The sequence below is a fragment of the Ligilactobacillus faecis genome (assembly GCF_029889745.1).
In the GTDB taxonomy this organism is placed as follows: domain Bacteria; phylum Bacillota; class Bacilli; order Lactobacillales; family Lactobacillaceae; genus Ligilactobacillus; species Ligilactobacillus faecis.
In genome coordinates, this window is the sequence record NZ_CP123639.1 from 2,055,133 (window position 1) to 2,074,839 (window position 19,707).

8 protein-coding genes and 2 pseudogenes are annotated in these 19,707 nt (G+C 39.6%); 5 read left to right on the plus strand and 5 right to left on the minus strand.

The features are described 5' to 3' along the window. Window positions 1-55 precede the first annotated feature (55 nt). Together QFX10_RS09390 and miaA are read right to left on the minus strand one after the other, a co-directional pair. Complete coding sequence (locus QFX10_RS09390) at window positions 56-1,321, minus strand: methionine gamma-lyase family protein (RefSeq protein ID WP_280607275.1); 1,266 nt, start codon at window positions 1,319-1,321, stop codon at window positions 56-58. A 17-nt stretch (window positions 1,322-1,338) separates the two neighbouring features. After that, a complete protein-coding gene (gene miaA, locus QFX10_RS09395; RefSeq protein WP_280605966.1) occupies window positions 1,339-2,274 on the minus strand; it encodes a tRNA (adenosine(37)-N6)-dimethylallyltransferase MiaA in 936 nt (311 codons plus the stop codon). 172 nt (window positions 2,275-2,446) lie between these two features. Between miaA and QFX10_RS09400 the strand changes: the two genes are divergently transcribed. From QFX10_RS09400 to QFX10_RS09410, 3 genes are all read left to right on the plus strand, one after another. Beyond that, window positions 2,447-2,623: a DUF3042 family protein gene (locus QFX10_RS09400; protein WP_280605967.1), complete on the plus strand. Its 177-nt coding sequence runs from the start codon at window positions 2,447-2,449 to the stop codon at window positions 2,621-2,623. A 109-nt stretch (window positions 2,624-2,732) separates the two neighbouring features. Next, window positions 2,733-3,095, plus strand: coding sequence for an Arc family DNA-binding protein (locus QFX10_RS09405; RefSeq protein ID WP_280605968.1), 363 nt, complete (start codon window positions 2,733-2,735; stop codon window positions 3,093-3,095). A gap of 30 nt (window positions 3,096-3,125) precedes the next feature. Next, the gene (locus tag QFX10_RS09410; protein ID WP_280605969.1) at window positions 3,126-3,938 is read left to right on the plus strand and encodes an SPFH domain-containing protein; all 813 of its coding nucleotides are present in this window, start codon (window positions 3,126-3,128) and stop codon (window positions 3,936-3,938) included. Window positions 3,939-4,103: 165 nt separating this feature from the next. Here QFX10_RS09410 and QFX10_RS09415 read toward each other — a convergent pair whose 3' ends face one another. From QFX10_RS09415 to QFX10_RS09425, 3 genes and pseudogenes are all read right to left on the minus strand, one after another. Beyond that, window positions 4,104-14,039, minus strand: a complete 9,936-nt coding sequence (locus QFX10_RS09415; protein WP_280605970.1) for a mucin-binding protein — start codon at window positions 14,037-14,039, stop codon at window positions 4,104-4,106. Between the two features lie 348 nt (window positions 14,040-14,387). Continuing rightward, window positions 14,388-15,958: pseudogene (locus QFX10_RS09420) on the minus strand (IS3 family transposase). 310 nt (window positions 15,959-16,268) lie between these two features. Further along, window positions 16,269-17,519, minus strand: a complete 1,251-nt coding sequence (locus QFX10_RS09425) for an RNA-guided endonuclease InsQ/TnpB family protein (RefSeq protein WP_280605971.1) — start codon at window positions 17,517-17,519, stop codon at window positions 16,269-16,271. A gap of 73 nt (window positions 17,520-17,592) precedes the next feature. Between QFX10_RS09425 and tnpA the strand changes: the two genes are divergently transcribed. Both tnpA and QFX10_RS09435 read left to right on the plus strand, forming a co-directional pair. Next, window positions 17,593-18,096 (plus strand): IS200/IS605 family transposase, encoded by a 504-nt coding sequence (gene tnpA, locus QFX10_RS09430; protein WP_280605972.1) that lies wholly within the window; start codon window positions 17,593-17,595, stop codon window positions 18,094-18,096. Between the two features lie 34 nt (window positions 18,097-18,130). Next, window positions 18,131-19,701, plus strand: a pseudogene (locus QFX10_RS09435) (IS3 family transposase). Window positions 19,702-19,707 lie beyond the last annotated feature (6 nt).

Below are 19,707 nucleotides of genomic sequence, written 5' to 3' on the forward strand. Positions count from 1 at the left end.
TATCAATTTAAAATTAAATTGTCAACGTTTCATGTTATAAAATATAACACGAGAATCATTTTTTATAAAAAGCTTCCTTAGCTGCTGCCGTAACAGCTAATTTAACATGGGCATATGAGAGGCCACCTTGAATATATAAACAGTACGGTTCACGTAGCGGACCGTCTGAAGACAGTTCGATCGTTGAACCTTCTGTAAAGCTCCCTGAAGCCATGATAACTTGATCAGCATAACCATCCATATAACTTGGTACTGGATCAACAAAGGCATTCATCGGCGAATGATGTTGGATCGCAGCGCAGAATTTTATCATCGGTTCTGGCTTCCCAAAGATCACAGTCTGGACAAGGTCGGTTCGCTTGGCAGACCATTTAGGACTGACCTCCATTCCAAGCTCTTCTAGTAGTGCTGCTGTGTAGATCGCACCTTTGATCGCTTCACCAGTTGTATGTGGTGCCATGAAAAGTCCTTGATAAAAATCACGTAAGTAACCCCAAGTTGGACCTTCTGCTTTACCTAGGCCTGGTGCATAAAGTTGGGCTGCTGCTTGAGCGATCAGATCTTTTCTCCCGACTAAGAAAGCACCACCTTTAGCGATCCCAGCGCCAGCATTTTTAAAGAGTGACCCTGCCATCAGATCTGCTCCAAAGAATGTCGGTTCATCCACTTCAGAAAATTCACCATAGCAATTATCAACAAAGATCACTGCATTTGGCGCATATTTTTTGACAAAATCGATCATCTCTTTTACTTCAGAAACAACGAAACTATCACGTGTAGCATAACCACGTGAACGTTGGATCGCAACCATCTTGATCGTATGGTCAGTAACTAATTTTTCTTTGACTGCGTCGTAATCGACCTTACCAGTTTCATCTAACGGAGTATAGTCAAATTTGATATCATACTCTTTCAAGGTCTTAGGATTATCCCCTACGACTCCGATCACCTGTTGGATCGTGTCGTAAGGCATCCCTGTCATATAATATAATGTATCTTTAGGGCGTAAAACACCATAAAGAGCCGTTGCGATCGCATGTGTTCCTGAGATCAGTTGCGGACGCACTAAAGCATCTTCTGTCTTAAAATAATCTGCATAGATCGCTTCAAGTTTTTCACGCCCGATATCATCAAAACCGTAACCTGTCGAACCAACAAGATCTTCTTCAGCTACGCGATGTTCTCTAAATAATTTTAAAACTCGTTGTTCATTGTATAAAACTTGATCATCGATCGCTTTTAAATGACCTTTGATCATCTCATCAACTTTTGCAACTTTTTCTTGTAGATCTTTAGGTAGATCTTGTTTCCATAATTCCATCAAATCAAATTCCTTTATTATTTTTTATCTTCTTTGAGCCAATTTGAGACAAGCTTATTTACTTGTGCTAATTGCTCTGGCTTTTGGACTAGATCAAACCAATTCACGTCCATTTTATTGCGAAACCATGTTAGTTGGCGTTTCGCATAACGGCGCGAATTTTGTTTTACTTGAGCGATCGCTTCGTCTAAAGTCAAATCACCCTCAAAATACGGATAAAACTCTTTGTATCCGATCCCTTTTCCAGCTGGAAGCAACTCGCCTCCTTTTTGATATAGCTCTTTTGCCTCTTCGACTAATCCTTGTTTGACCATCAGATCGACGCGCTGGTTGATCCGCTCATATAAAAGAGCTCGATCAGTCGTCAATCCGATCACAAGTGGGTCATAAGTTGACACACGTTCATCATTTTGAGCCGAAAAAAGTTGTCCAGTCTTGGTATATACTTCAAGCGCACGAACAACTCGCTGTTCATTTTGCCAAGGTATCTTTTGCGCTGCCTTAGGATCAAGTGTCGCTAACTCTTTCCAAAGTGCCTCTTTCCCATTTTTTTGAGCAAACAAATGCCACTTAGCTCGTTCTTTTTCAGAACTATCATAATCATCTTGCCCTAGACGAAACCCATTCAATAAAGCATGGAGATAAAAACCAGTCCCACCAACAAGCAATGGTAACTTGCCTTTCTCAGCGATCAAACGCGTATCTCGAGCGCATTCTGCGATAAAATCAGCAACTGAAAAACGCTCTTCGACTCGCTTGATATCAAGCATATAATGTTTGATCCCTTGCATCTCATCTGGGGTGACTTTAGCAGTTCCGATATCCAACTTTTGATAGATCTGCATTGAATCACCTGAAATGATCTCACCATCAAATCTTCTTGCCAATTCAACTGAGAGTGCAGTTTTTCCAACAGCAGTTGGACCGACTATCAACAACAGCTTTTGTGTCATCACGTTTTCCTTTCATTTATTATCTTTCAGCTAAAGCTGACACTATCATATTCTAACACTTCTAACTCGATTTTTTTACCTTTACTTAAAATATAGGTGTAAATAACTGGATATTTTTTAAGTAATCGTTCATAATGTAAGTGTTAGCAATTCGTAAAGGGGGTCGTCTTAGATGAAATCATTTGGTAAAGGCTTTTTAGCCGGTGCATTAACAGCTTTTGGTGCTGTTGCAGGTTGCGTTTTTGCTTTCAAAAAGACAGTTGTCGAACCGATCGAAGAACGTGAAGCAGTTTTAGACGAACATCGTCGTCGCGCTTTACGCAAACGACGTTCCTCACATCAAGGTTAAATATCAAAAATTCAGTCCCCGCTTTGCCCTGTAATAAGGTAAAGCGGGGACTTTATTTATTCTTATCGTTATGATATCATTATGATATCAAAGAGAGGTGATATTTATCATGGCCACATCTGAAATGACGTCTCTTTTATTTCGTTTACCTGAGACACTCAAGGAAAAATTATCTAAACGAGCTAAACAAGAAAATCGTAGTATCAACGCAATGCTCTTAGAGATCGTATCTAAAGAATTAAATGAATACCCATCTCAGCAAACTTCTGATATAGCTTTAGAGCATAGACACTTTTTAGGCCGCCTGATCTCTCCTAAACAATTCGCCGAACTCGATGGTCTCGTCAAGCTCGATGGGATCTACTATCGGTATCTGATCGAAAGCAATCGTCCATTTGATCCAACAGTAAACTATACTGTGATCGAGGCATTGGGGAATATCTTAACACTTCGTCCACTATCACAAAAATAAATAAGCTACATAGAAAGGTGAGGAATTCATATGTTTGGTATCAAGATCGTTAAACAAAATTGTCGAGGCTTAGTCGAAACACTCGGGCGTTATTCTCGTTCAGTCGAAGCTGGACTTCATTTTTACATTCCGATCTTCCAAAAGATCCGCGTCGTTGAATTAGCGATGCACCCACTACGTTTACAAAAATATTCGGTGATCACACAAGATAATGCCGATATCGAAGCAAGCGTTACGCTGAATTATCACGTAACTGATGCTAAAAAATATACGTACGAAAACTCTGACTCAGTTGAATCAATGGCCCAACTTGTTCGTGGTCATCTCCGAGATATCATCGGTAGGATGGAGTTAAATACTGCGCTAGGTTCGACCTCAAAGATCAACGCTGAACTTGCCGCTGCGATCGGAGATTTGACAAATATTTATGGGATCAATGTTGACCGAGTCAACATCGATGAACTGACTCCTTCAAAAGAGATCCAAAAAGCAATGGATAAACAATTGACAGCCGACCGAGAAAGAGTAGCTATGATCGCTAAAGCTGAAGGTGAAGCTCGCAATATCAAACTGACAACTGATGCGCGAAACAAAGCTTTAGTCGAAACTGCTCAGGCTCAAGCTCAAGCAACGCGCGCCAAGGCAGATGCCGAAAATTATCGGATCCAAAAGATCCAAGCCGCCTTGCAAAATGTTGACGACAATTATTTCAAAGACCAAAGTATTGGGGCTTTTAAAGAGCTATCTAATTCAGAAACTAATTTAGTCGTGCTCTCCAAAGAAGAAATGACAAGTCTAGGACAAGTTCCAGTGATCCAAAAGATCTTAGAACAAACCAAGTAAACTTTTCCGCTCAAAAAGATAACGGCGAAAAAGCCTTAAAATAGAAAAAAGGCTAAGGAGTTCCCCAAAAAAAGGTTCTCCTTAGCCTTTTTCTAATACCATGATCATTGTACTTTAATTAAGCGATTTTCTCAGTCTATCTTTGGCATAGACCTCTTGCTCATTTCACTCTAGATCTGCTTTTTCATCTTCCTCTCTAGATTTCTTCTTACGCGTTCCCAAACCTAAGAAGGCAGTCCCACTCAGTATACTTAATCCTAACATCATAGCTACTGTATCAGAGCTAGCCCCTGTTTGCGGTAACTCATCCACTTTTTCATCTATTTCTACTATCGCTCTATCGTTTGTGCTCGTTTGTTTGCTCAAAGTTCCGCTCTGAAGATCTGAGTGTTTTTGTCCTCTTCTATCTTCAATCGGAGTGATATTCTTTGGCAGTGAGTCCTTTTCAATGACAGTCTCTTCTTTTTCTTCAGACAGTACTTGATCCAATGAATAATAGATCGTTTGGATCTGATCTCCGCGCTCTGGACTCAAGATCCGCTCTGCGATCATCTCTTTATCTGGCGTATATCCTGTAACACTTGGCGAAGTATGTGAAGGGATCTTTCCATCACCACTCCACATAGTCGCGATCGTCTCACCAGTTACGCGATCGATCGTATACACTGGAACAAATACTTTTTCGATCACTGTCGGAGGGAATACGGGACGTCCCTTATTTGGACCATTGTTGTAAATATAGTTAACTGTATCCGTGATAATATGAGGCTCTCCGATAACTTTCTTAACTCCATGTGTCAAGTAAACGTAGTAGTCTTGAGTAACGCTTGGATCTTCATCAAACGTTCCTTTCAGTGCTTCTGGTTGAGCCTCGATCAATTCATAACCGACTTTTTCAAAGTCCCACAACGTATTTGTATAGCTCGCATTCGCATCACCAGTCAAAGTTTGAAGCTGCGCTTCTAATTCTTTACCTGCTGTCGGTGTCGTTTCGACCCCATATGCATCGATATAGTGAACTTTGACTGTTTGCGTTCCTGCCGTGTAAACAACAGTTTCGACAATATCTTTTGCGTCGTAGGTCAAACTTTGACTGGCCACTTGTTTGCGATCAGCTACATAACCTGCGACTTCTGGACTCTCTACTACTTCTGTCATTTGAGCTGGGCTCCATTCTGTCGCTAATACTTTATGCGTTACTGCATCTACAGTATCAATCGACGTGAAGCGATACTCTTTAGTATACGTTTGAGCTGCAGTTTGCCCTTTCTGTGGTCCGTTCCCATAAACATAAGTGATCGTTTGGGTCACGACTTTTGAAGCTCCCGCTTCTTGTTTTTTACCATGGCTCAAACGGATAACGACGTTTTGATCGTGCTCACTATCATCATCAAAGTTCATTGGTAAAGGATCTTGACTATCTACAATATACCCTTGTGCTTCATAAGCTTTGGTGATCTCGCCATATCGTTTTTCAACTTCGGCTGGAAGATCACTCAAACTCTCACCTGTCGCAAGTTCTTCTTTATCAACTAAGATCTGTTCTGTTTCGTCACTATCGATCACTGTATATGTCAGTTTTTGAAGATCACCCGTATAGTAGACAGTAAATGTTTGAGCTGTACTTGTTGGAGTGACTTTAACTTCTGAGATCAAACTTTGATCTGCCGTATACCCTGTGATCTTTGGACTTACCACTTCTGTAAAGACCGCTTCACTTGGGGCCCAAGTTGCTTCACCGACTTTTTGCCCTGTGACTTGGTCTATCGTCTCTGTTGGGACGAACTCTTGAGTCCGGACGACACTTGGCGCTGCCACTTGACCTTTCTTTGGCCCACTACCATAGAGGTAATCGATCGTCTGAGTGACTGTGACTTTTTGGCCAACAACGTTTCTTAAAGCATGTGTCAAGTAAACGTAGTAATCTTGGGTGACGCTTGGATCTTCATCAAATGTTCCTTTCAGTGCTTCTGGTTGAGCCTCGATCAATTCATAACCGACTTTTTCAAAGTCCCACAACGTATTTGTATAGCTCGCATTCGCATCACCAGTCAAAGTTTGAAGCTGCGCTTCTAATTCTTTACCTGCTGTCGGTGTCGTTTCGACCCCATATGCATCGATATAGTGAACTTTGACTGTTTGCGTTCCTGCCGTGTAAACAACAGTTTCGACAATATCTTTTGCGTCGTAGGTCAAACTTTGACTGGCCACTTGTTTGCGATCAGCTACATAACCTGCGACTTCTGGACTCTCTACTACTTCTGTCGTTTGAGCTGGGCTCCATTCTGTCGCTAATACTTTATGCGTTACTGCATCTACAGTATCAATCGACGTGAAGCGATACTCTTTAGTATACGTTTGAGCTGCAGTTTGCCCTTTCTGTGGTCCGTTCCCATAAACATAAGTGATCGTTTGGGTCACGACTTTTGAAGCTCCCGCTTCTTGTTTTTTACCATGGCTCAAACGGATAACAACGTTTTGATCGTGCTCACTATCATCATCAAAGTTCACTGGTAAAAGATCTTGACTATCTACGAGATACCCTTGTGCTTCATAAGCTTTGATGATCTCGCCATATCGTTTTTCAACTTCGGCTGGAAGATCACTCAAACTCTCACCTGTCGCAAGTTCTTCTTTATCAACTAAGATCTGTTCTGTTTCGTCACTATCGATCACTGTATATGTCAGTTTTTGAAGATCACCCGTATAGTAGACAGTAAATGTTTGAGCTGTACTTGTTGGGGTGACTTTAACTTCTGAGATCAAACTTTGATCTGCCGTATACCCTGTGATCTTTGGACTTACCACTTCTGTAAAGACCGCTTCACTTGGGGCCCAAGTTGCTTCACCGACTTTTTGCCCTGTGACTTGGTCTATCGTCTCTGTTGGGACGAACTCTTGAGTCCGGACGACACTTGGCGCTGCCACTTGACCTTTCTTTGGCCCACTACCATAGAGGTAATCGATCGTCTGAGTGACTGTGACTTTTTGGCCAACAACGTTTCTTAAAGCATGTGTCAAGTAAACGTAGTAATCTTGGGTGACGCTTGGATCTTCATCAAATGTTCCTTTCAGTGCTTCTGGTTGAGCCTCGATCAATTCATAACCGACTTTTTCAAAGTCCCACAACGTATTTGTATAGCTCGCATTCGCATCACCAGTCAAAGTTTGAAGCTGCGCTTCTAATTCTTTACCTGCTGTCGGTGTCGTTTCGACCCCATATGCATCGATATAGTGAACTTTGACTGTTTGCGTTCCTGCCGTGTAAACAACAGTTTCGACAATATCTTTTGCGTCGTAGGTCAAACTTTGACTGGCCACTTGTTTGCGATCAGCTACATAACCTGCGACTTCTGGACTCTCTACTACTTCTGTCGTTTGAGCTGGGCTCCATTCTGTCGCTAATACTTTATGCGTTACTGCATCTACAGTATCAATCGACGTGAAGCGATACTCTTTAGTATACGTTTGAGCTGCAGTTTGCCCTTTCTGTGGTCCGTTCCCATAAACATAAGTGATCGTTTGGGTCACGACTTTTGAAGCTCCCGCTTCTTGTTTTTTACCATGGCTCAAACGGATAACAACGTTTTGATCGTGCTCACTATCATCATCAAAGTTCACTGGTAAAGGATCTTGACTATCTACGAGATACCCTTGCGCTTCATAAGCTTTGATGATCTCGCCATATCGTTTTTCAACTTCGGCTGGAAGATCACTCAAACTCTCACCTGTCGCAAGTTCTTCTTTATCAACTAAGATCTGTTCTGTTTCGTCACTATCGATCACTGTATATGTCAGTTTTTGAAGATCACCCGTATAGTAGACAGTAAATGTTTGAGCTGTACTTGTTGGAGTGACTTTAACTTCTGAGATCAAACTTTGATCTGCCGTATACCCTGTGATCTTTGGACTTACCACTTCTGTAAAGACCGCTTCACTTGGGGCCCAAGTTGCTTCACCGACTTTTTGCCCTGTGACTTGGTCTATCGTCTCTGTTGGGACGAACTCTTGAGTCCGGACGACACTTGGCGCTGCCACTTGACCTTTCTTTGGCCCACTACCATAGAGGTAATCGATCGTCTGAGTGACTGTGACTTTTTGGCCAACAACGTTTCTTAAAGCATGTGTCAAGTAAACGTAGTAATCTTGGGTGACGCTTGGATCTTCATCAAATGTTCCTTTCAGTGCTTCTGGTTGAGCCTCGATCAATTCATAACCGACTTTTTCAAAGTCCCACAACGTATTTGTATAGCTCGCATTCGCATCACCAGTCAAAGTTTGAAGCTGCGCTTCTAATTCTTTACCTGCTGTCGGTGTCGTTTCGACCCCATATGCATCGATATAGTGAACTTTGACTGTTTGCGTTCCTGCCGTGTAAACAACAGTTTCGACAATATCTTTTGCGTCGTAGGTCAAACTTTGACTGGCCACTTGTTTGCGATCAGCTACATAACCTGCGACTTCTGGACTCTCTACTACTTCTGTCATTTGAGCTGGGCTCCATTCTGTCGCTAATACTTTATGCGTTACTGCATCTACAGTATCAATCGACGTGAAGCGATACTCTTTAGTATACGTTTGAGCTGCAGTTTGCCCTTTCTGTGGTCCGTTCCCATAAACATAAGTGATCGTTTGGGTCACAACTTTTGAAGCTCCCGCTTCTTGTTTTTTACCATGACTCAAACGGATAACGACGTTTTGATCGTGCTCACTATCATCATCAAAGTTCACTGGTAAAGGATCTTGACTATCTACAAGATACCCTTGTGCTTCATAAGCTTTGATGATCTCGCCATATCGTTTTTCAACTTCGGCTGGAAGATCACTCAAACTCTCACCTGTCGCAAGTTCTTCTTTATCAACTAAGATCTGTTCTGTTTCGTCACTATCGATCACTGTATATGTCAGTTTTTGAAGATCACCCGTATAGTAGACAGTAAATGTTTGAGCTGTACTTGTTGGGGTGACTTTAACTTCTGAGATCAAACTTTGATCTGCCGTATACCCTGTGATCTTTGGACTTACCACTTCTGTAAAGACCGCTTCACTTGGGGCCCAAGTTGCTTCACCGACTTTTTGCCCTGTGACTTGGTCTATCGTCTCTGTTGGGACGAACTCTTGAGTCCGGACGACACTTGGCGCTGCCACTTGACCTTTCTTCGGTCCACTACCATAGAGGTAATCGATCGTCTGAGTGACTGTGACTTTTTGGCCAACAACATTTCTTAAAGCATGTGTCAAATGCACAACTACTTTCTGATCGGCAGTCGCATCTGAATCATATTTTTCTGGGATCTCGTCTTGACTTACGACTTCGTACCCTTGATCGAGGTATTTTTGTATCAATTCCTGATACTTGCTTTTGACCTGTTTATCGATCTCACTTTCTGCTCGACCTTCACTTAACAATTCATTTGAAACTAATGTTTGTGACGCATAATCATCAAGGATCGTTACTACTAATTTTTGAATATCTTCAACGTAGTTTACTCGATAAACTTGGATCTCTTTATCAACATCTCCTACATTTTCAGTCTCATCAAAAGTCAATTTAGCAGCCAAAGCTTCTGTGAGCGTCGTATATTCCTTTCCATCTGGGGCTAAGATCGTATAACGATATCCTGTACGCTTGAGTAATTCATCTGTGAGAGCTGAGTCTTTAAACATCACTTCACCTGAACGACCATCATTATAATATGGCGCCATTTGTGCTGCTTTCTCGACCGTATCTGGTATTATCTTTTGCGGATCATTTTGACTGATAAGGACCGCTTTTTGGAAATCACCACTATAGATCACAACAAAGTTTTGCGTGACGATCCCGTCGTCAGCCTTATCATCAAAAGTCCCCTGAGCTGATAACGCTTCTGCCAAACTGGTATATCTAGAGTTTCCGTTTTGGTCTACCAAAGCCTGACCTGTTTGATCAACAACTTGGATCTGATACGTATAACCTGGTCGCTTCAATTGAGCATCTGTCACGTCAAATGTGATCTCTGCGATACCTGTTGGTGTTGCTCCTGGTATTTGACTAGTATTAGCATGTGGATCACCAGTAGCTTCTGCTAATTTAGTTCCTGTTAAAGATCCTTCAAAAAGTCGTGCTTGATCGACCTGATAGTGACGTGTAATGATCGTCGAACCACCGGCAGCTAAAACTGGGGAAGTTCGAGTATCATTTACAAACTGATATCCCTTAATTACTGGTGCTTTTTCTAAGAAATAAGCTCCTCCAACTTTCCCGATCAAACCAGGATTTTCAACTTCATATTCACCTGTTTTTTCATTCAATGTAACTTTACCTTGAATATCTGGATAACCATTGATTCGGTTTCCTGCTTGATCTACGATCTGGACAGTCGCATAAGTTGCATAACTATCTGTAACATCCCCAATAATGAGCGAAGTTTGATCTTTATAGCCGGCCGTTTGTCGCAGAGTAACTTTCTTTGACATATTATCATTACTTGTTGGTGAGTAGGCATTGAATTGGTACATGATCTTGTTTTCGCTACTGAAATTTGATATAGATAAAATCAAAGCTTTGATTTGCGACCAATCTGTAACTTGATCTGCAGTCAAAAATTCACTTGGGATCATTTCACCTTGCGTCCAAGTTCTTCCATCATCAAAGGTCAAAGTTGTTCCATCACTACTCAACGTCACCAGATGCGTCGAATAATAGAGCGTATTAGGATCGTGCATTGTATTATTTAGTGGATTTGTGTCTAATACACCCGCACCGCTGATATTTAAAGTAAATTCCTGTTTGACGTTTGGATTATTTGGATCGACTCCCCCTGCTTGTGGCAAGTTCATTACTGAGATAACATTTTCCAAAGCTCGTGGCATATTATTGGCTAATCCAAACTGGAGTTTTTGTAAGCCCTCTTTCCCAGTGGCACTCTCTAAATAATCTTTAGTCTGATAATTCAAACCTTCCGCAGAAAGTGAAAAATCACTTGTTCCCTTGATCAAAGGAAGTGGTTTGACCTCACTTGGCGCAATAATTCGGAAGTAATAGTTATTACTTCCAGCATCGATCATCGTTGTATCAGCAACTGTCCCATCTTCGAATTTGATCTGTGCTTTTCGGTTAGCAGGAATATCTGATTGGCTCGTATCGCCTCCAAGTTGGATCCAACTTGTATTGCTATCACTATTCACATTTGCTGCATAAGCTCTCAACCCTTCTGTCGAAATGCCCTTTTTAGCAAGTTCAGCTTTAGTATAAAGGGTGATCGCAACGTTATTCTTTTTGTCTTCATAAGCATATAACGTTTCAGTTGTCCGCCCAACGTCAAACCCGTTGATCGCATTTTCTATGACTTTTAAGTTGAAAAGCAAGCGCATCTTCGGAGTAAATTTAAAATCAGTCCCCCGCCAATCTAAGATCACTACCGTTTGACCAGCGCTATTTTTCTTTTGCGTGATCTTTGGTGGAACAACTGCTATTTGTTTTCCATTGAGTGTAACTTGATAAAATTTATTATCGCGGGCAAAATCGGTCAACTCTGTTTGATCAGGCATGGTAAAGTAAACAACTGGTTCTTTGATCGTACCATATTCAACCGTCAAAGCATGTCCCGGTAGATCAGTTGCGGTTGCATTTCCCTTTCCGACCAATACCCCTGAGGCATCTAAATTACTACCACTACCTGTAGCACTGATCGCCCCTAACGTTTCAAACCCCATGACAAAAGAATCTCCCGCTTTATACGCTGTCTGATTATTAGCAGTATTCACTCTTGATTCGGGCCAATTATAATTTTGAAGTGGCAATTTCAAAGGTTCAGCAACTTCAACTCTAAAGTCAGCTACTATCCTTTTATATTCAGATTCGACTGCGATCTTAGAGCTATATATTTGACCGATCTGGGCTTTCGAATTTAAATACCCCAAAATATTGATGTATCCAGAATTGATATCGTTTAACGCATTTTTCCCATTAGTTCCATTTACTGAAGCTTGAAGTGCATTAGCATAATATTTATTATCTGGTGTCACATCATAAGCTACGATCCTAGTTCCATCAGCAAGTTTTACCCCTTGACTAAAACTTCCTAGGTGATCGATCCGGCCTGTCAAAGGATCATAATTATCACCTGCTTGTAAGCGTTGAGTGATCTTTGTTCCATCTGACCCAGTTACTACTACAGTATAACCAACTTGAGCTGGGTTGTATGAGCCAAAATCAGAAAAATCATTGGTTACATTATTAAGCGGTAAAGTGATACCAGTTATAGTGATCTCATCTGGAAACTCAAAATGATAAGTTGGTGTAAATTCTGTCAGACCGTTTGCACTCAAACCTACAGCATATAATACTGGCGCAGTGCTATCACCTTTCTCAGAAGGGGTTCGTCTGACAGGCTCTATGGAAGTCCCACTACTTACAGCATCAGGATCTTTGAGCGTGTCATAAGAATCATTGCGCACAGTCAATTTATGGTTACTTGTCTGTTCACTATTAGAATAGCGAAGAATAAGATCAAAATTTTCATGTACTGCGGGGATCGTTTTTCCATCTACTACTTTAGTCGCATCTTTAGCTAAGACCTTTTGTTGGAATCCTCGTGCCTGTGGATTTAACTCAGCTGGATCAAGAGCTGTGCCCGTATCGATATTGACTTCACCAAAATACTTCTTTTGCCCATCTCCAAGATCGATCCACCCAGAAGGTGAGGCACTTTTCCCAGATGTTTGAGTACTTGTGTAGCGTCCGATAAATGGTAGCTTAGCACTTATTTGCTCAAAAATGATCGGTTTGACACTTTCGATAATGATCGCTGTCCCCTCACCACCAGGTTGACTGACCGTTATGGTCCCATTCAAGTAAGGGTCTGCCATATTTTTGAGATATTTAGCCGTTGCATCAGTATCTAGTACAAAATGCTCTGGTACAGGAATTTGTAATTTTACATAACCACGAGCAGTTGGCTTTTTCCCCGCGATCAGTGGTGTTTCTAACGTATCCACGGTGTAAACATAATTTGTATCGACTGTGACTGTCGTTTGCCCGGCTTCACTTACAGCATCTGCTTTAGTGCTCACCTCAGCTCCAGTCACATTTACTTGTTTAGCTAACACGATCTTAACGTTAGAACTCGCTGAAACTGGTTGCTCATTTATTAAAAAACTGATTAGGTAATTGTCACCACTGACTAACATGTCTTCACTTGCGGAACTACCAACATATGGCCAATATTGATCAGCTACGATCCGCGCTTCCTCTGAAAAGAAATTAAGTGGCGGGATCGTCTGAGTAACTGTTGCACTCGCGTTGTCAGCAACTCCACTGATCGTCCATGTATATTTGTAAGCCCCATTAGCTAAGGCGACCACAGTTGGCGTACCTGTAGGGCGTAATGCTTGGGCAGCACTTAGATTACCATTTTTAGCAGCGGAAGGCGTAATGATCATACTAAATGTATCATTATTTTTTCCAGTATAAGAAATGTTCATACCGATCTTACCAGAAGTTGACATTGTATTGTCAGTTGTATAAGTATATTTGGTTGAACCATCAGCTTCTACTTGAGAACTCAACTTCCCGTTATTATCCGCACTGACATTCGTCACTTTGATCGCTTTTTGCTCCTCGACCTCTGCCGCTTCTGAAAGTGCTCGACTTGTTGCAGTAACCACCGGACTGCTGGTCTCACTTTCAATATTTACTGTAGACTCTGATGAAGTAGCTTCTGAAGTCGCAACTGCCAAAGATGTTTCACTTGAGTTTTCTGAAGTATTTAGCAATTCACTGTTCTCTGAGTGCGGTTGCACCGATTGCGATGTATTCGTTTCCAAATTTTCTAGATCTGGATCATTCGAGTTTTCGTCAGCATTTGCAGTCACGTTTGTCTCAGAAGTTTTTTCAGTTGCCGAATCCTCCTCCTCAACTGTAGCACGCTCTTCGGTTTTAGGATCCATCGATAGCGTTGTTATCTCATCTGCTAAAATCGGAGCTTGTAGTAAAAAGGCAGCACTAAACAATGCAACACTAGAAACGACCCATAACTTCTTTTTTTTATATAATTTAAAACGTCTCGTTTCTTCAGTCATATATTTTTGAAGACGTTGTTTTCTCTTTTTATTTTCCAAGACTCTTTTTTGCTATTTTTAAAGCAGATCATCACTCTACTTTAAAAATAAACTCTCCTTTCTTGATTTTATTTCTTTCTTAAAATAATCGTCTGTTTTAAATTCACGCAAAAGATATATTTCTCAGATACTCTCTAACTAAATGAAATTTAAATTTGTAACAAACTAAAATTTGCTAGTTACAACGAGCCAATTATTAAATATCTTATAAATATAATATAAAATTAATTGCTTAAAAATTCAAATATATAAATTATTTTTCAATAATTTTTTAATATTTTGCACAAAAAAACACTTCCTATAATTTGATCTGAGACCCGTCAAGTGAACAACTAAATAATTAAAATTCTAGGCAGCCTGATTCCGGTATTCTTCTGGAGTCAGGCTGTTTAGTTTTATTTGGTAACGTTGGGTATTGTAGAACTTGATATAGTTTTCGATCATTTCTACAAGTTCTCCATATGTTTCACATTTTAGCCAATAATAACATTCTGTCTTGAAATGACTCCAAAAACTTTCCATTGGTGCGTTATCGATACATTTCCCCACTCGAGACATACTTCTTGTAACACCATGCCTTGAGGTCAACCGAAGATATTCCTTTGAAGTATATTGAAATCCACGATCACTGTGAAGAAGTAGATTAGCTTCATTTAAATGCGTGAATGCTTTTTCTAAAGTCTTCATGACAAGCCGATTATCATTTCTTTTACTAATTTCAAAACTTATGATAGATCCATCGTATAGATCTTTGATCGCACTTAAATAAGCTTTTTGTCCTAAGCCATATTCTAAATAAGTGACATCAGTCACCCACTTTTGATTAGGTCTAGTAGCGGAAAAATCACGACCTAAAGTATTTTCTTCGTAGTTTAAATGTTCTGAACGAGTACAACCTCGGCGTTTGCGACGAATTACTGAATATAAACCAAGGACTCTCATTAAGCGACGAATACGTTTGAAGTTATATTGTTTTTGATACTTTCGATTGATAAGAAGAGTCATTCTTCTAGAACCGTAAATTCCATTTAAAGCATGAAATTCTTTTTTTATGATCTCACTTAACCATTCATTTTCCAAAGTACATTGTGATTTTGGAGCAGTTAAATAACGATAATACCCTGAGCGCGATACATTTAAGATCGCACAAAGGATCCAGAGTTCAATTTGTGGAAACTCTTTAAGAACTTCCTGAATAGCTTTAAAACGCAGATTTTTAGGTATAAAGCTTATCTCCTCCTTTCGAGTTCGTCCAATTTTTTTAAAACGATATTTTCTGCTTCTAGATATTTATTACGTTCTTTCAAACGTAGGATCTCAAGCTTGAGACGCTCAGTTTCAGAAAGAGTCTTATAATCACGATCTTTAACTGTTTTACCACGATTATCGTATAATGCCTTTTCGCCATCTACTTCAAACTTTTTGACCCAATTATAGACTTGGGAATAAGAAACATTATATTTATCGATCGCTTTGTGATAATTCTTATTATTAGCAAGTGTATACTGAACTATTTCGAGCCGTTCCTTAAAAGTAGTTTTACGTCCATGTTTCATTCTATTACGACCTCCAATGGTAGCTTTAAAGCCTTTTCCATTAGTATACAAGTTGATCCATTTACGTAAAACCGAAACACTCGAAATATTGTATTTATCACAAATTTTCTTTGGTGAACGTCCATTTTCTAAATATTCTAGAACCGCAGTTGTTTTTAATTCAACTGAATATTCTTTCCAGGTTCTAGACTCTTTTAAGCCATCTAAACCGCCAGCTTTGTATTTTCTGATCCAATTATCAAATGTATTTTTAGAAATGGTATATTTCCGGCAGATAAAGTACTTACTATATTGTCCACTAAGATACTCGGAGACTGCCTGGTATCTTTCTTCAAGTGTATGTTTAGTAGTTCTTCTAGACATAAAAAATCCCCCTAGAGTGATCACAGAATCTTTATTATTTCCGTGTCCACTCTAGGGGAATCATATCAATTTCTCATAGGAAGTGCTTTTTAAGAATATTCATATCAGTTGACAAAAACTTAGAGTTTTTTGTTAGTCAACCACCATTGACTAAAGTCAGTGGCTTGTGAGCCGAAAATCCTTACAGATTTCGAACCACAATTTGCGTAGATAGGGACAACTTATTTGACCAACCGAAATTGTAATCAAACAGCGGTCGTCTAATTACCAACGCCTTTTATGTCCCCAGGTTGCCATAGGGACAGATAAGCTAAGCTAGTTTAGCTATTCCCTTATCAAGAATATTTTTAGCTGCGTTCCAGTCACGAATATGGTGAATACCACAGTTGGGACAAGTCCATTTTCGGTCATCTAACGTTAGTTTGTCCGTCCCATTAGTGCCCATCACAAAGCCACAATCGCAACATGTTTGGGTAGTGTTTATTGGATTGATTGTGATAAATCGACGCCCATAAAGCTTTGCTTTATAAGCCAACATGCCAAGAAATGTTCGCCAACCAACGTCAGAAATACTAAGTGCTAAAGCATGATTTTTAAGCATATTCTTGCTACGCAACTCTTCGGCTACTACTAAATCGTGGTTCTTGATTAATGCAGTAGAGATTTGTTGGAGAAAATTATGTCTTTGGTTCATTACTTTGGCATGGAGTTTGGCAACTAGCAAGCGTTGCTTTTGGTAATTTTTACTATCGCGTAAAGAACGATGTTCTTTTTTTGCACGTTGTTGCCGTCTAGATAAAATGCGCTGTTCTTTGGCTAATTTACCTTTAATAGTGCGATAATATCGTGGATTAGGAACTATGTTACCTTCACTGTCGGTTAAGAAGTTATCAGTATTAAGATCAACTCCAACATGCCCATGAGTAGCTTTGGCCACTTTAACAAAAGATTCATCTGAAGCTAACTGCATTGATAAGAAGAAGCGATCCGCTGAATCTTTAGTCAACGTCACAGTACCAATTCTAGTCTCGCATATTCTTTTCAAAAGCCGTGCTTGCGAACCGGCAACACGTAACAGTCCGATTTTAGGGACTTTGACATGGCTATTATCTAGAAAACAGACTGTACCGTTAGTTAGCAACGCAGTCTTTTGCCCTGGGTATTGACAATTGGTTTGATAACGCCAGCGATAATTCTTTCGATGAAACTTAGGAACACCAGCGGTGTGAACCTTCCGAAAAGCATTCCAAGCTTTCCGATAGTTCTGAATGGCATTAGCTTTCGTCAAACTATCAATTCGTTTATCTTCTAAGAATTGATAGTGATTAGACATTTGCTTAGCGTTTTGGCGCATAGTTAGTTGCTTAATACGATCCCGAACTATGTCAATCGGTAGCTTAACTCTGCGAAGCTGCATCAGTTCCTTATTGATCGCAACCATTTCGTTATAGATAAAGCGACTAGCGTCACTGTTGATTTTAATCAACTGCTTTTGTTGGTCACTAGGATAGCAGCGCATTTTTAGGCCATAATGATATTTCATTTTTGCCATTGACTTCATTGGATTTCACCTCCCTTATTGATATAATAACATTATATCATGATGTCAATATATTAACAAAGGAGACCATATTATGACTAAAGAAAAAATCAAAGAGGCCATTTATACTCGTCGTTATATCTATAATTTCCATTACCATTTGATCTGGGTAACTAAATATCGCAATCAGACTTTTACAACCGAAGCCTTATCTAACGAAATGAAAGCTATCTTGCAGCAAGTTGCAGATAACAATGACATCGTAATCGAAAAGATGGAAGTCATGCCGGATCACATTCATATGCTGATCAGTTTTCCGCCAAGCAAAGCGCCGGCTAGTGCCATTAAGGCGCTCAAAGGACGTAGTGCCTATATTTTTTTACAAAATCATCCAGAAATACGACGTAGCCAATATTGGGGCGGTCATCTTTGGTCGCCAAGTTACTATATGAGTACATTGGGCAATATGAGCAAAGAAGTTGTCGAGAAATATATCAATGACCAAAAATATGGGTATTCGTCAACTGATATGGATATTCCTACAAACACTTCCTACAATAGAATTGATATGATTCCCCTAGAGTGGACACGGAAATAATAAAGATTCTGTGATCACTCTAGGGGGATTTTTTATGTCTAGAAGAACTACTAAACATACACTTGAAGAAAGATACCAGGCAGTCTCCGAGTATCTTAGTGGACAATATAGTAAGTACTTTATCTGCCGGAAATATACCATTTCTAAAAATACATTTGATAATTGGATCAGAAAATACAAAGCTGGCGGTTTAGATGGCTTAAAAGAGTCTAGAACCTGGAAAGAATATTCAGTTGAATTAAAAACAACTGCGGTTCTAGAATATTTAGAAAATGGACGTTCACCAAAGAAAATTTGTGATAAATACAATATTTCGAGTGTTTCGGTTTTACGTAAATGGATCAACTTGTATACTAATGGAAAAGGCTTTAAAGCTACCATTGGAGGTCGTAATAGAATGAAACATGGACGTAAAACTACTTTTAAGGAACGGCTCGAAATAGTTCAGTATACACTTGCTAATAATAAGAATTATCACAAAGCGATCGATAAATATAATGTTTCTTATTCCCAAGTCTATAATTGGGTCAAAAAGTTTGAAGTAGATGGCGAAAAGGCATTATACGATAATCGTGGTAAAACAGTTAAAGATCGTGATTATAAGACTCTTTCTGAAACTGAGCGTCTCAAGCTTGAGATCCTACGTTTGAAAGAACGTAATAAATATCTAGAAGCAGAAAATATCGTTTTAAAAAAATTGGACGAACTCGAAAGGAGGAGATAAGCTTTATACCTAAAAATCTGCGTTTTAAAGCTATTCAGGAAGTTCTTAAAGAGTTTCCACAAATTGAACTCTGGATCCTTTGTGCGATCTTAAATGTATCGCGCTCAGGGTATTATCGTTATTTAACTGCTCCAAAATCACAATGTACTTTGGAAAATGAATGGTTAAGTGAGATCATAAAAAAAGAATTTCATGCTTTAAATGGAATTTACGGTTCTAGAAGAATGACTCTTCTTATCAATCGAAAGTATCAAAAACAATATAACTTCAAACGTATTCGTCGCTTAATGAGAGTCCTTGGTTTATATTCAGTAATTCGTCGCAAACGCCGAGGTTGTACTCGTTCAGAACATTTAAACTACGAAGAAAATACTTTAGGTCGTGATTTTTCCGCTACTAGACCTAATCAAAAGTGGGTGACTGATGTCACTTATTTAGAATATGGCTTAGGACAAAAAGCTTATTTAAGTGCGATCAAAGATCTATACGATGGATCTATCATAAGTTTTGAAATTAGTAAAAGAAATGATAATCGGCTTGTCATGAAGACTTTAGAAAAAGCATTCACGCATTTAAATGAAGCTAATCTACTTCTTCACAGTGATCGTGGATTTCAATATACTTCAAAGGAATATCTTCGGTTGACCTCAAGGCATGGTGTTACAAGAAGTATGTCTCGAGTGGGGAAATGTATCGATAACGCACCAATGGAAAGTTTTTGGAGTCATTTCAAGACAGAATGTTATTATTGGCTAAAATGTGAAACATATGGAGAACTTGTAGAAATGATCGAAAACTATATCAAGTTCTACAATACCCAACGTTACCAAATAAAACTAAACAGCCTGACTCCAGAAGAATACCGGAATCAGGCTGCCTAGAATTTT